Origin of the sequence: Rhizobium sp. N621 (assembly GCF_001664325.1) — a bacterium.
In the GTDB taxonomy this organism is placed as follows: Bacteria; Pseudomonadota; Alphaproteobacteria; order Rhizobiales; family Rhizobiaceae; genus Rhizobium; species Rhizobium esperanzae.
This window is the reverse complement of record NZ_CP013495.1, coordinates 3,256,544-3,269,335: the sequence shown is the minus strand read 5'-3', so window position 1 is coordinate 3,269,335 and position 12,792 is coordinate 3,256,544. Positions and strand designations below refer to the sequence as shown.

The following is a 12,792-nucleotide window of genomic DNA, read 5'->3' as shown; positions in this document are numbered from 1 at the left end:
CATCAATCTGACGAGGTGACGTCATGGATTGCCATGCTATTGAAGAGAGCCGGCCGCAACAGATCAGCAGCGTTTTCCTGCGCCTTGCCGGCTGGTTGTCAGGCAGCGCGAATCGCTTCTGCCGTCTGCCGCGGCTCGATCTTTCCGCCACACCGGACCGCGTCAAACGCGACCTCGGTTTTCTCGACGGGCGTGATCCCTATTACGAGGACGAGCGCATGCGGTAGGTCGCGAGTGCCGTCAGGATCTCGGCGGTGGTCATCGCGGCGATCACTTCCGGGCGCTTGTCGCTGACCGCGGAGCCGCCGATTGGCAGCGTCAGCCGCTCCATCCAGCCGCGCTCGCCGCCGCCTTCGCGCGAAAGCCAGCTTGCGAAGGTGGCGCGTTTGGTCGCCGAACCGATCATGCCGGTATAGGCGAGGTCGGTTCTCTCCAGCGCCTCGCGGGCGATGAGGAAATCAAGCGCGTGGTCATGGGTCAGGATGACGACCGCGCCGCCGGCGGGAATATCTTTCACCAACGCTTCCGGCATTGGCACGAGCCGGGCCTTGGTTTCATCCGGCAGGTCGGCGAGTTCTTGCTGTCTCGTTTCGACGACCGTCACCGACAGCGGCAGCGGCGCAAGGGCTGCCGCCAGCGCTCGGCCGACATGGCCGGCACCGAAGAGAAAGACCTCCGGCAGGCGCTCGATCTCGCCGGCAAGCCTTGCCTCGAGCTCATCCGTCAGCGCCTTCGTCAGCCGCCGAAACCGCAGTTGCGTGCGCCCGCCGCAGCACTGGCCGATTTCTGGGCCGAGCGGGATGTCCATGGTAAGGGCTCCGCCGGTTCCAGCCAGCATCTCACGTGCATTTGCGATTGCCATGAACTCGAACTGGCCGCCGCCGATGGTGCTCCACAATGTGGTTGGCGAGACGAGCATGAAGGCGCCGGCCTCGCGCGGGGTGGAGCCTTGCGTGCCGGTGATGTCGACGAGGACGCTCTCTGGGTGGGCGGCGAGGAAGGTGTGGAGGTCGGTCATGGGAAGACAACCGATGGGTATGTGGCTGCGGCACCCCCTCTCCGCCGGTCCTGCCCAAACAACAAATCAGCCGGACGCATCCTACACCCGCTTCATCCGCTCCACCGCCATCAGCACCCGCTCCGGCGTCGCCGGGGCGTCCAGCCTCGGGCAGACCTTGTAATCCGCGACGCTCGCCACCGCCATCGACAGGGCTTCCAGCACCGAGATCGCCAGCATGAAGGGCGGTTCGCCGACCGCCTTGGAGCGGCCGATCGTGGCTTCGGCATTCTCCGACCATTCGGCAAGCCGCACGTTGAAGATTTTTGGACGGTCGGAGGCGAGCGGGATCTTGTAGGTCGATGGGGCATGGGTGCGCAACCGGCCCTTGTCGTCCCACCAGAGCTCTTCCGTCGTCAGCCAACCCAGGCCCTGCACAAAGGCTCCTTCGACCTGGCCGAGGTCGATTGCCGGGTTCAGCGAGCGGCCGACATCGTGGAGGATGTCGGTGCGGTCGATCAGATATTCGCCGGTCAGCGTATCGATTGAGACCTCGGTGCAGGCGGCGCCATAGGCGAAATAATAGAAGGGCGTCCCGCGCCCGGCTTTGCGGTCCCAGTGGATCTTCGGCGTCTTGTAGAAGCCGGCGGCGGAAAGCTGGACACGGGCGAAATAGGCCTGCTTGATGAAATCGGGGAAGGAGATCTCGATCTCGCCGACGCGCACGCGGTTCGGAAGGAAAACGACCTCGGAAGGCGCCACCTCCCATTTTTCGGCGGCAAAGGCCACCAGACGTTCCTTGATCTGGCGGGCGGCATCAAAGGCCGCCATGCCGTTCAGGTCCGAGCCGGAAGAGGCGGCGGTGGCCGATGTATTCGGCACCTTGGCCGTCGTCGTCGCGGTGATTTTCACTCTGGAGATATCGACCTGGAAACTATCGGCCAGCACCTGCGCCACCTTCGTGTAGAGGCCTTGGCCCATTTCGGTGCCGCCGTGGTTCAGGTGGATCGAGCCGTCCTGATAGATATGGACGAGGGCGCCGGCCTGGTTGAAGGCGGTCATGGTGAAGGAGATGCCGAATTTGACCGGCGTCAGTGCGATGCCTTTTCTGATGTAGCGGCTGTCGCGGTTGAAGCCGATGATGGCGTTGCGCCGCGCCCGATATTCGGCGGTTTCCTCCAGCTCCTCGACGACACGGGCGATGATGTTGTCCTCGACCTCCTGATGGTAAGGGGTGAGCGTGCGCCCGGAGCCTGGCTGGCCATAGAAATTCAACTTGCGGACATCGAGCGGATCCTTGCCGAGGGCGTAGGCGATCTCCTCAATGAAACGTTCGGCGCCGAGCATGCCCTGCGGCCCGCCGAAGCCGCGGAAGGCGGTGTTGGAGACGGTGTGCGTCTTCAAGGGTTTCGACTGCAGATGCACATGGGGATAGAAATAGCTGGAATCGGCATGGAAAAGCGCGCGGTCGGTCACCGGTCCCGAGAGGTCGGAGGAAAAGCCGCAGCGGGCCGCATATGTTGCATCGACGGCGTGGATGCGGCCTTCGGCGTCGAAGCCCACCTCGTAATCGACGAGGAAGTCATGGCGCTTGCCGGTGGCGCTCATGTCCTCGTCGCGGTCCGGGCGGAATTTGACGGCGCGATCTAGCTTCTTGGCGGCGATCGCCGCAAGGGCTGCGAACTGGTTACCCTGGGTTTCCTTGCCGCCGAAGCCGCCGCCCATGCGGCGTACGTTGACGGTCACGGCGTTGGACGGGATGTCGAGCATGTGACCGACGATATGCTGGATCTCGCTCGGATGCTGCGTCGAGGACCAGACGGTGACCTCGTCATCCTCGCCGGGGATCGCCACGGCGATATGGCCTTCGAGATAGAAATGCTCCTGTCCGCCGATGCGCATGCGGCCCTTCAGACGCATGGCGGCATTCGGCATTTCCGTTTCCGGCTCGCCGCGCTGCAGCGTCATCGGCGTGATGACCAGCGGGCTGCCATTGGCGAGCGCGCCGTCGATATCGCTCCAGTGCGGCAGGTCGCGATAGTCAATCTTCGCCAACCGAGCGGCGCGGCGGGCGGCCTCGCGCGTCTCGGCGATGACGGCAAAGATCGGTTGGCCGTGGAACTGAACCAAGGTTTCGGCAAGCAGCGGCTCGTCATGGCTGCCGTTGGAACTGGTGTCGTTGACGCCGGGCACGTCCTTGCCGGTGAAGACCCAGACCACGCCGGGATAGGCGGCGACCGCGGAAAGATCGATGTTGACGATTTCGGCATGCGCCCGGTCGGAGAGGCCGAGCGCACCGTGCAGCAGGCCGGCGGGTTCAGGGATGTCGTCGATGTAATCGGCAGCGCCGGTAACGTGCTTATGCGCGGAATCATGGCGCAGCGAACCGTGCATGGAGCCTGAGATGACGACTTTGGGGTCTTCGAAAGTGGACTTGTCCATCAGCGGTGTCCTCCACGGCTGGCTCCGTTCGCGCGGTGGCCCCTCATCCGGCTGCCGCCACCTTCTCCCCGTTCTGACGGGGAGAAGGTGTATGCCGCACCGCCTCTTCCTCTCGCAAACATTGTGGGACGCACGTCCACTCTCGCCGCAAGCGGGGAGAGGGTTAGGAGGAGGGGCAAAATGCTGGTGGCAGAAGGCCGATTAGTGAAGCAAACCATCACGCTACCTCCTCGAACCGCTTTAGCTCTGCCGGCGCGCCGATAGTCTCGAGGTAGAACCGCGTCAACAAATTCTTCGCCGTCAGCTGGCGGTATTCCGCCGTGGCGCGCCAGTCGGTGAGCGGCTGGAAATCGGTGTCGAAGGCAGGGCGGGCGGCCTCGACCGTTGCTTCAATCCACGGCTTGCCGATCAGTTCGGCCTCCACCATACGGGCTCGTTTCGGCGTTGCCGCCATGCCGCCGTAGGCGATGCGGATGTCGGTGACGATCTCCGCGTCGTCGAGGGTCAGCAGGAAGGCGCCGAGCACGGCGGTGATGTCCTCGTCCCGGCGCTTGGTGATCTTGTAAGCCGCAAAGTGGCTGTTGGCGGGATAGGGCACGAAGACGCTTTCGACGAATTCGCCGGGTTTGCGGTCCTGTTTGCCGTAGGCGATGAAGAAGTCTTCGAGGGGGATTTTGCGCTGGCCTTCCAGGGAGCGCAGCGTCAGCGTCGCGCCGAGGGCGATCAAGGGCGGCGGGCTGTCGCCGATCGGCGAACCATTGGCGATGTTGCCGCCGATCGTGCCCATGTTGCGCACCTGCTCGCCGCCGATGCGGTCGATCAGCCGCCCGAGCGCCGGGATTTTCCGGGTGATCGCTTCGAAGGCCTTGGTGTAGCTGACGCCGGCGCCGATGGTGACACCGTCCTCGCTTTCGGTGACCGACTGCAATTCGCTCAGCTGGTTGATGAAGACGACCGGGCTCAGCCGCCGCATCTGTTTCGTCACCCAGAGGCCGACATCGGTCGAGCCGGCAACGACGATTGCCTCGGGCTCCTGCGAGAGAACTTCGGCCAGTGCCTGGACCGAAGCCGGCACGATCAAACGGTCTTCGCCTTTGGCAATCCGGATGGTGCCGCTCGCCTGCATGGCCCAGAGCCGTGCGATGATTTCCGAGCGCGTGCGCTCCAGCGGGTCGAACAGCGCGCTCGGCCGCATCAGGCTCACCTGCTCGGCGGCCTTGACGATCGGCTCGTAGCCGGTGCAGCGACAGAGATTGCCTTGCAATGCCTTTTCGATCTCGCGGCGGCTGGGTTTTTCCTTCGTCAGCCACAGACCATAGAGCGACATCACAAAGCCCGGCGTGCAGAAGCCGCATTGCGAGCCGTGGCAATCGACCAGCGCCTGCTGCACCGGATGCAGCGCACCGTCCCGGCCGGCCAGATGCTCGACCGTCACCACGTGCGTGGCGTGCAGCGACCCCATGAAGCGGATGCAGGCATTGACGGATTCATAGGCGAGCTTGCCGTCTGCTAGCCGCCCGACGAGCACGGTGCAGGCGCCGCAATCGCCCTCCGCGCATCCCTCTTTGGTGCCGGTGAGGCGCCGCTTCAACCGCAGAAAATCGAGAAGCGTCTCGGTTGGCCCGACATCGGTAAGGTCGATGTCCTCGCCATTGAGAATGAAGCGAATGCTGTCGTTCATGATATTCCCGGTTGTTTTTCCAATGGTTAAGCCGCCGTCCAGCCACCGTCAATCGAGATGTGGGTTCCGGTCACCTGGCGGGCGGCATCGCTCGCAAGGTAGAGCGACAGCGCGCCGATCTCCTCGGCCTTGACGAATTCACGCGTCGGCTGCGCCTTGAGGATAACCTCGCTCTTCACCTGCTCCTCGGTCATGCCGCGCGCCTTGGCGGTATCGGGTATCTGCTTTTCGACGAGCGGCGTCAGCACGTAGCCGGGGCAGATGGCGTTGACCGTCACGCCGAATTCGGCAAGTTCCAGCGCCGCTGTCTTCGTAAGGCCTAATATACCATGCTTTGCCGCGACATAGGCGGATTTGAAGGGGGAGGCGACGAGCCCGTGGGCCGAGGCGATGTTGATGATGCGGCCATGCTTCCTAGCCTTCATCAGCGGAATGGCGGCGCGCATGGTGTGAAAGGAGCTCGACAGATTGATGGCGATGATCTGATCCCATTTCTCGGTCGGGAAATCCTCGATCTTCTCGACATGCTGAATGCCGGCGTTGTTGACGAGGACGTCGACGGTGCCGAAGGTCTTTGCCGCCGTTTCGATCAGGTCGGCGATCTCGGCGGGCTTGGTCATGTCGGCCGAATGGTAGATCGCCCCGCCTTTCGACAATGATTCAAGCCGCGCGACGATCGCCTTGATTTCATCGGCGTTTCCGAAACCGTTGATGACAATATTGTCGCCGGCTTCGGCGAAGGCGGTGGCGATCGCAAGGCCGATGCCGCTGGTGGAACCGGTGACGACGACTGATCTGCTCATGCTGTTTCTCCCTGAATGCCGATGCTGCGTCGCAGCGTTAGCCGCGAGGTTATTCCCAAAGCCGACTGGCTGGCAATTCCGCTTTATTGGCTTTTCTCGCTCGCATCCGTGTCCTATTGATTTGTCATGATAATCGGCGTGGAGCATTTCCGTTTTTCTCCGAATCACGGAAATGCTCTATCTCTTTGTTCCACGCAATTCCGGACCCAAAACTGCGGCGCACTTTTGCTGGAATTGCTCTAGGGAGAGGGATTTCATGAGCGGATATGTTCTGGCGATCGATCAGGGAACGACGTCGACACGGGCGATTGTTTTTGATGGCGACATGCAGGTCGTCGGCAAGGGCCAGAAGGAATTCACCCAGATCTATCCGCGCTCCGGCTGGGTCGAGCATGACCCTGAGGAGATCTGGGATTCGGTCGTCGCCACCGTCAAGATGGCGCTACGCGAAGCGAAGCTGACGGCGAAGGACATCGCCGCGCTTGGCATCACCAACCAGCGCGAGACCGTGGTCGTCTGGGAGCGCGAGACCGGCCGGCCGATCCAAAATGCCATCGTCTGGCAGGACCGGCGCACAGCAAGCTATTGCGACAACCTGAAACGGCAGGATCTGGAGCGGGTTTTTACCAGGAAAACCGGCCTCATCCTCGATCCCTATTTCTCCGGTACGAAGCTCTCCTGGATGCTCGCCAACGTGAAGGGGGCGCGGACGCGTGCGGCCAGAGGCGATCTCTGCTTCGGTACGATCGACACGTTCCTGATCTGGCGGCTGACCGGCGGCAAGAGCTTCGTGACCGACGCGACCAATGCCTCACGCACGCTGATGTACAACATTGCCGAAAATGCATGGGACGAGGATCTGCTCGACATTCTGAGAGTGCCGGCCGCCATGCTGCCTGAGGTCAAGGACTGCGCCGCCGATTTCGGCATGGTCGATCCGGAGATTTTTGGCGGCGAAATCCCGATTCTCGGCGCCGCCGGCGACCAGCAGGCGGCGACCATCGGTCAGGCCTGCTTTGCGCCCGGCATGCTGAAATCGACTTACGGTACCGGCTGCTTTGCGCTGCTCAATACCGGCGCCGATATGGTGCGCTCGAAAAACCGGCTGCTGACCACCATTGCCTACCGCCTGAACGGCGAGACGACCTATGCGCTCGAAGGTTCGATCTTCATCGCGGGTGCGGCCGTGCAGTGGCTGCGCGACGGGCTCGGCGTCATCGGTAGTGCCGCCGAAACCAATGTGCTTGCCGAAAAGGCCGATCCGACGCAGGAGGTCTATCTCGTCCCGGCCTTCACCGGGCTTGGCGCGCCATATTGGGATGCCCAGGCGCGCGGCGCGATTTTCGGGCTGACGCGCAACAGTGGTCCAGCGGAGCTTTCTCGCGCGGCGCTCGAAGCCGTCTGCTACCAGACCCGCGACCTGCTCGACGCCATGCAGAAGGACTGGAAGAACGGTGCCGAGGATACGGTGCTGCGCGTCGACGGCGGCATGGTCGCCTCCGACTGGACGATGCAGCGCCTCGCCGACCTGCTCGACGCCCCGGTCGACCGCCCGGTGATCCTGGAGACGACGGCGCTGGGCGCGGCCTGGCTCGCCGGCAGCCGGGCGGGGGTATGGCCTGATAGGGACGGCTTTTCGGCGACGTGGAAACGCGATCGGCGGTTCGAGCCTGACATGGACGAGAAGGCGCGGACGGCAAAGCTCAAGGGCTGGAAGAACGCGGTCAGGCGGACATTGAGCGAGGGGTGACGAAAGGACAGGTGTTCCTGTCAGCTCAACCAGTTCTCGACATCGCGGGCCGTATACCACTGCAGCGACGAAGATGCCGTAAGGCATGGGTTCGTAGATTGCGATATAGCGCCCTTCAATGAGAATCCGCGCTGTCGGACTCAACTCAGGGCGTGGCGAGCCCATGTGCGGGTGCTCGGCGGCAAGCTCCACCTTTTCCAGGATCCGGATGAGAAGGGCGTCGGCCGCCGGGTCATTGTCTGGCGCGATGGAACGCCAGATATCGCGTAAATCTTCCTCGGCGCGGGGGGACTGAGAATATATCTAGCCACACTTACGGGCTTTCGCCTTCAACTCTGCCAAAAGCGTGGCTGCGTCGACCTCGCGGCCTTTGCCGCTTGCCAAGCCCGTCATAGGCCTTCTTGAGGCGGCTCATTTCCATCTGCCTGGCTTCCTCTCGCTGTTCCCACAGGCGAAGCGCATCGCGTATGACCTCATTATTGGTGGCATAGGCTCCCGACTCCACCGCATTGTGAAGACGCGCGATTTGTTGAGGGGAAAGGGAAATCGTCAGGGTTCTCATGGCCTGAATTACAAACGCGTCTAACAAGAAATAACAATTTTTCTTAGCGACGGAGGCATCCTCATTCTTGCTGATAGCAGCATGATGGCGCTTCCACTTCGTCAATAATTTTTTGATGCGGTCTGTCGGGTAAGCGGTTACTCCTTCGTCATTCGGAAAGAGGAGTGACCGATGCTTTATGCAATCCTTTGTTACGCCCATGAGGAAACCGTCTTCGCCTGGAGCAAGGAGGAGGAGGCTGCCGTCATGGAAAAGCTTTACGCCGTGCAGGAGCCGCTTGCCAAAGCCGGCAAGCTGGGGCCTGTCGGCCGGCTGATGCCGACGACGGCGGCGACGACCGTGCGCAAGGGCAAGGACGAAGCTCTCGTCATCGATGGGCCGTTCGCGGAAACGAAAGAGGCGCTTCTCGGCTTCTACGTGGTTGATTTCGATACGCTCGACGAGGCAGTCGCCTTCTCGAAACAGCTATCCGCCGTCAATCCCGGCTCCACCTCTTACGAAATTCGGCCTTTCTACGTGTTCAGGCCGGGAGATGCTGCATCATGACCGACATTGCCTGGATCGACCTCGCGCTTGCCTCTGCCCGCCCGAAGGCGCTCGGCGCGCTGTTGCGCTATTTCCGCGATCTCGATACCGCGGAAGAGGCGTTCCAGGAGGCATGCCTCAGGGCGATCCGGACATGGCCGGAAAAGGGACCGCCGCGCGATCCGACGGCCTGGCTCATTTTCGTCGGTCGCAACAGCGGTATCGATGCGGTGCGCAAACGGTCGAAGCTTCAGGCGCTGCCGGATGAGGACGTCATTTCCGATACTGAGGATACCGAAAGCGACATTGTCGAGCGGCTGGATGATTCCAATTATCGCGACGATATCCTGCGGCTTCTCTTCATCTGCTGCCATCCCGATCTGCCGGCGACCCAGCAGATCGCGCTGGCGCTGCGCATCGTGTCCGGCCTTTCGGTGACGCAGATCGCGCGCGCATTCCTGGTCTCCGAAAGCGCCATGGAGCAACGCATCACCCGGGCCAAGGCGCGCGTCGCCAAGGCCGGCGTGCCTTTCGAAACGCCAAGCCCTGAGGAGAGGGCCGAGCGTCTCTCGATCGTCAGCACGATGATCTATCTCATCTTCAACGAGGGCTACAGCCAGGCCGATCCCAGGCATGAGGCGGCCGCCTTCAGCGATGAGGCGATCCGGCTGGGACGCCTGATGCTGCACATCTTTCCGTCCGAACCGGAGTTGATGGGGTTGCTTGCGCTCATGCTTCTGCAGATATCGCGCCGCCCGGCGCGCTTCAGCGCCGAAGGCGAGATCGTGCTGCTCGAGGATCAGGACCGCTCTCTCTGGAACCAGCTTTTCATCAATGAGGCCCTGGCGCTCCTCGACAAGGCGCTGCGCCACCGCCAACCCGGCCCCTACCAGCTTCAGGCGGCCATCGCCGCCATCCATTCCCGCGCGAAACGCGCCGAAGATACGGACTGGGTGGAAATCGATCTGCTCTACCGCGCGCTGGAACGTGTTCAGCCGTCGCCCGTCGTAACGCTCAATCGCGCGGTCGTTGTTTCTAAGCTGCGCGGGCCGCAGGAGGCGCTGGATCTCATCGATCCGCTCGGAGAGAAGCTCGGGGGCTATTTCTATTATCACGGTCTGCGGGGCGGGCTACTGAAGCAGCTTGGTCTGACCAGCCAGGCGCGCGAAGCCTTCGACCATGCCATCGCGCTTGCCCATTCGGCGGCGGAAGCCGCCCATATCCGCCGGCAGATCGACAAGATGCAGGAAGAGGCGGCGCAGCCGATTGCAAATTAAGTCAGGAAAATTGGCGCGCTGTCGGAACGGCGAAGTTTGACACGTCCTTGTAACAACCTGAAACCAAACGGATTTCACTCAAACGGAGAGATGTTGAAATGACCGCCAGTACGCAACATGAACTCGTCCTTGTTCGCGAATTCGATGCCCCGCGCGAGAAGATCTATAAGGCGTGGACCGATTCCGAGCTGCTGAAGCAGTGGTTCGTACCGCGCCCCTGGGGTGTCGCGGATGCGACGCTGGATGTCCGCCCCGGCGGCTCCAATGTCGTCGTCATGCAAGATCCCGAGGGCAACCTCTATCCAAATCGGGGTGTCTATCTCGAACTCGTCGAGAACGAGAAGATCGTCTTCACCGACGCCTATAGCAGCGCCTGGGTGCCTGCCGAAAAACCGTTCTTCACCGGTGTCATCCTGCTCGAGGACCTCGGCAATGGCAGGACGAAATATACGGCCAAGGCGCTGCACTGGCGCGCCGAGGACAAGGACGCGCACGAGAAGATGGGTTTTCACGAGGGATGGGGCAAGGCCGCCGACCAGTTGGCGGAATTGCTGGCGAAGATCTGAGTGTCGGGACGGCGTGGTGAAGGCCGCGCCGTCTTCAAGCTTCAAGTGCGGCGTGAAGCCGTTTGGAGGATGATTCCGCTGAGGCTTGTAAGTCGTTGAATCAGATTCGAATTGGTGGCTTGGGTGGGCCAGTGTCCCTGTCGACTGGCCACGCTGCCATTAGCCCCAGACACTATCGAAACTCTCGAACATTCTGTTCCAGACTTTGTATTTGCGTTCGCCGCCGCCGGTCCTTATCTCCGGATCGAGTTCAACAGGATGCCGACGATGGAACTGGGTCTTTACACATTCGCCGATGTCAATCCCAATCCCTCCCGCAGTAAGGGAGCTGAGGGGGCCGAGCGGCTGAAGCATCTGATCGAGGAGATCGAGCTTGCCGATCAGGTGGGGCTCGACGTCTTCGGACTCGGCGAACATCATCGGCCGGATTATGCGGTATCGGCCCCCACCGTGGCGCTGGCCGCCGCGGCCGTCAAGACAAAAAACATCCGGCTGACCAGCGCCGTGACTGTGCTCTCCTCCGATGATCCGGTGCGTGTGTTCCAGCAGTTTTCGACGCTTGATCTGATTTCCAACGGCCGTGCCGAGATCATGGCAGGGCGTGGCTCTTTCATCGAGTCCTTCCCGCTGTTCGGCTACAATCTCGAGGATTACGACCAGCTTTTCGAAGAGAAGCTTGATCTCCTCCTTGCGCTGCGCGACAGCGAGACGGTGGAATGGGAGGGCGAGCTTCGCGCGCCGATCCGTGGGCGCGGCGTCTATCCCAGGCCATTGCAGGATCCGCTGCCGCTCTGGGTCGCGGTCGGCGGCACACCGCAGTCTGTGGCGCGCGCCGGGGCGCTCGGACTGCCGGTGGCGCTCGCGATCATCGGCGGCGAGCCGCGCCGTTTCGCGCCGCTCTTCGATCTCTACCGCGAGGCTGCGCGCCGGGCAGGGCAGGATCAGGCGAAGTTGAAGACCAGCATCAATGTCCATGGCTTCATCGCCGACACGACGGAGAGAGCCGCTGACCAGTTCTACGGCCCGCAGGCCGAGGTGATGAACCGTATCGGCCGCGAGCGCGGCTGGGGACCGACGAGCCGAGCGCATTTCGATCTGTCGCGCGGGCCGAACGGCGCGCTCTTCCTCGGCGATCCGGAGGCGGTTGCGGAAAAGATCATCGCCCATCATGCGATATTCAAGAACGACCGCTTCCTGCTGCAGATGGCGATCGGCCTGATGCCGCATGAGCAGATCATGCGCGGCATCGAACTCTACGGGACGAAAGTCGCGCCGATCGTCAGAAAGGCATTGACTGAAAGGGGTGAAGGGGCGAAAGCGACGGCCTAATCAGCGCAACTCCTCAGCGCGTCCTCCCGGACGCGTGCTCCAAGACGGCTGCGGCCGTCCCGCGCAAGGCCGGAAGAGACGAATGGTAATCGCAAACGACGATGAACTGACAAAGCTCAAGGAGATCGGCCGGATCTGCGCCAACGCCATCCAGGTGATGGCGGCGGCGATGGAGCCCGGCATGACGACGCTCGAGCTCGACCGGATCGGCCGCAAGGTGCTCGAGAATTCCGGCGCGCGCTCGGCGCCGGAGTTCTGCTACCAGTTTCCCGGCGCGACCTGCATCAGCGTCAACGAAGAAATCGCCCACGGCATTCCAGGCGCGCGTGTCATCCAGGCCGGAGACCTGATCAATATCGACGTCTCGGCGGAAAAGGATGGCTTCTTCGCCGATACCGGCGCTTCCTTTGCGATGCCGCCGGTCAAGCCGAAGATCGAACGCCTCTGCCGCGACGGCAAGCGGGCGCTCTGGGTGGGGCTTAATCAGGTGAAAGCGGGCGAGCCGCTGGCAAAGATCGGCACCGCCGTCGGCGCTTTCGCGCAGAAGAACCGCTACACGCTGGTCGCCAATCTAGCGAGCCACGGCGTCGGCCGCTCGCTGCACGAGGAGCCGGCCGAGCTCTCGACCTGGCCGGACCCTTCGGAAAAACGCGTGATGACGGATGGCCTCGTCTTCACCGTCGAGCCGTTTCTTTCGCTCGGCGCGACCTGGGCCGAAGGCGGCGACGATGCGTGGACGCTCTATGCCGATCCGAAGGCGCCGACCGTGCAATTTGAGCACACGGTGGTTGCGACGCGGAACGGACCGGTGATTCTGACCTTGCCGGATGGGCGGGGGTAGGGTTTCATCGTCAGCGCAC

General features: G+C 62.5%; 12 protein-coding genes and 1 pseudogene. 7 read left to right on the top strand and 6 right to left on the bottom strand.

The window, feature by feature from the left end; all coding sequences use genetic code 11:
- Window positions 1–23: 23 nt before the first annotated feature.
- A complete protein-coding gene (locus tag AMK00_RS15900; RefSeq protein WP_064804226.1) occupies window positions 24–227 on the top strand; it encodes a hypothetical protein in 204 nt (67 codons plus the stop codon).
- Here the strand turns inward: AMK00_RS15900 and xdhC are convergent.
- The 4 genes from xdhC to AMK00_RS15880 all read right to left on the bottom strand — a co-directional run bounded on the left by xdhC (window position 203) and on the right by AMK00_RS15880 (window position 5,923).
- Complete coding sequence (xdhC, locus tag AMK00_RS15895) at window positions 203–1,018, bottom strand: xanthine dehydrogenase accessory protein XdhC (RefSeq protein ID WP_064811030.1); 816 nt, start codon at window positions 1,016–1,018, stop codon at window positions 203–205. The two genes, AMK00_RS15900 and xdhC, sit on opposite strands and share 25 nt — an antisense overlap.
- An 81-nt stretch (window positions 1,019–1,099) precedes the next feature.
- Window positions 1,100–3,439 carry a xanthine dehydrogenase molybdopterin binding subunit gene (xdhB, locus tag AMK00_RS15890; protein WP_064811029.1) on the bottom strand — a complete coding sequence of 780 codons (2,340 nt, stop codon included), beginning with the start codon at window positions 3,437–3,439 and terminating at the stop codon, window positions 1,100–1,102.
- 217 nt (window positions 3,440–3,656) lie between these two features.
- Window positions 3,657–5,120, bottom strand: coding sequence for a xanthine dehydrogenase small subunit (gene xdhA / locus AMK00_RS15885; RefSeq protein ID WP_064811028.1), 1,464 nt, complete (start codon window positions 5,118–5,120; stop codon window positions 3,657–3,659).
- Between the two features lie 26 nt (window positions 5,121–5,146).
- Window positions 5,147–5,923: a 3-hydroxybutyrate dehydrogenase gene (locus tag AMK00_RS15880; protein WP_064811027.1), complete on the bottom strand. Its 777-nt coding sequence runs from the start codon at window positions 5,921–5,923 to the stop codon at window positions 5,147–5,149.
- 256 nt (window positions 5,924–6,179) lie between these two features.
- On the opposite strand from AMK00_RS15880, the gene glpK reads away from it, so the two are divergent.
- Entirely contained in the window at window positions 6,180–7,673 is a 1,494-nt protein-coding gene (glpK, locus tag AMK00_RS15875; RefSeq protein WP_064811026.1) for a glycerol kinase GlpK, read from the top strand.
- A 147-nt stretch (window positions 7,674–7,820) separates the two neighbouring features.
- Here the strand turns inward: glpK and AMK00_RS33585 are convergent.
- Together AMK00_RS33585 and AMK00_RS33040 are read right to left on the bottom strand one after the other, a co-directional pair.
- Window positions 7,821–7,922, bottom strand: a pseudogene (locus tag AMK00_RS33585) (type II toxin-antitoxin system RelE/ParE family toxin); the annotation flags it as partial.
- A 64-nt stretch (window positions 7,923–7,986) separates the two neighbouring features.
- Complete coding sequence (locus AMK00_RS33040; protein ID WP_237350410.1) at window positions 7,987–8,436, bottom strand: ribbon-helix-helix domain-containing protein; 450 nt, start codon at window positions 8,434–8,436, stop codon at window positions 7,987–7,989.
- On the opposite strand from AMK00_RS33040, the gene AMK00_RS15865 reads away from it, so the two are divergent.
- The 5 genes from AMK00_RS15865 to map all read left to right on the top strand — a co-directional run bounded on the left by AMK00_RS15865 (window position 8,407) and on the right by map (window position 12,773).
- On the top strand, window positions 8,407–8,781 hold the full coding sequence (locus tag AMK00_RS15865; protein ID WP_064804216.1) for a YciI family protein: 375 nt from the start codon (window positions 8,407–8,409) through the stop codon (window positions 8,779–8,781). The two genes, AMK00_RS33040 and AMK00_RS15865, sit on opposite strands and share 30 nt — an antisense overlap.
- A complete protein-coding gene (locus tag AMK00_RS15860) occupies window positions 8,778–10,037 on the top strand; it encodes an RNA polymerase sigma factor (protein WP_064804214.1) in 1,260 nt (419 codons plus the stop codon). The genes AMK00_RS15865 and AMK00_RS15860 overlap by 4 nt, the downstream gene beginning before the upstream one ends.
- A 98-nt stretch (window positions 10,038–10,135) precedes the next feature.
- Entirely contained in the window at window positions 10,136–10,603 is a 468-nt protein-coding gene (locus tag AMK00_RS15855; protein WP_064811025.1) for an SRPBCC family protein, read from the top strand.
- A 267-nt stretch (window positions 10,604–10,870) separates the two neighbouring features.
- Window positions 10,871–11,932: an LLM class flavin-dependent oxidoreductase gene (locus AMK00_RS15850; protein WP_064804210.1), complete on the top strand. Its 1,062-nt coding sequence runs from the start codon at window positions 10,871–10,873 to the stop codon at window positions 11,930–11,932.
- An 82-nt stretch (window positions 11,933–12,014) separates the two neighbouring features.
- Window positions 12,015–12,773 (top strand): type I methionyl aminopeptidase, encoded by a 759-nt coding sequence (gene map / locus AMK00_RS15845; protein WP_064811024.1) that lies wholly within the window; start codon window positions 12,015–12,017, stop codon window positions 12,771–12,773.
- Window positions 12,774–12,792 lie beyond the last annotated feature (19 nt).

Coding starts and splice junctions, on each gene's coding strand:
- AMK00_RS15900 (WP_064804226.1), top strand. CDS start 24: ATGGATTGCCATGCTATTGAAGAGAGCCGGCCGCAACAGATCAGCAGC.
- xdhC (WP_064811030.1), bottom strand. CDS start 1,018: ATGACCGACCTCCACACCTTCCTCGCCGCCCACCCAGAGAGCGTCCTC.
- xdhB (WP_064811029.1), bottom strand. CDS start 3,439: ATGGACAAGTCCACTTTCGAAGACCCCAAAGTCGTCATCTCAGGCTCC.
- xdhA (WP_064811028.1), bottom strand. CDS start 5,120: ATGAACGACAGCATTCGCTTCATTCTCAATGGCGAGGACATCGACCTT.
- AMK00_RS15880 (WP_064811027.1), bottom strand. CDS start 5,923: ATGAGCAGATCAGTCGTCGTCACCGGTTCCACCAGCGGCATCGGCCTT.
- glpK (WP_064811026.1), top strand. CDS start 6,180: ATGAGCGGATATGTTCTGGCGATCGATCAGGGAACGACGTCGACACGG.
- AMK00_RS15865 (WP_064804216.1), top strand. CDS start 8,407: ATGCTTTATGCAATCCTTTGTTACGCCCATGAGGAAACCGTCTTCGCC.
- AMK00_RS33040 (WP_237350410.1), bottom strand. CDS start 8,436: ATGGGCGTAACAAAGGATTGCATAAAGCATCGGTCACTCCTCTTTCCG.
- AMK00_RS15860 (WP_064804214.1), top strand. CDS start 8,778: ATGACCGACATTGCCTGGATCGACCTCGCGCTTGCCTCTGCCCGCCCG.
- AMK00_RS15855 (WP_064811025.1), top strand. CDS start 10,136: ATGACCGCCAGTACGCAACATGAACTCGTCCTTGTTCGCGAATTCGAT.
- AMK00_RS15850 (WP_064804210.1), top strand. CDS start 10,871: ATGGAACTGGGTCTTTACACATTCGCCGATGTCAATCCCAATCCCTCC.
- map (WP_064811024.1), top strand. CDS start 12,015: ATGGTAATCGCAAACGACGATGAACTGACAAAGCTCAAGGAGATCGGC.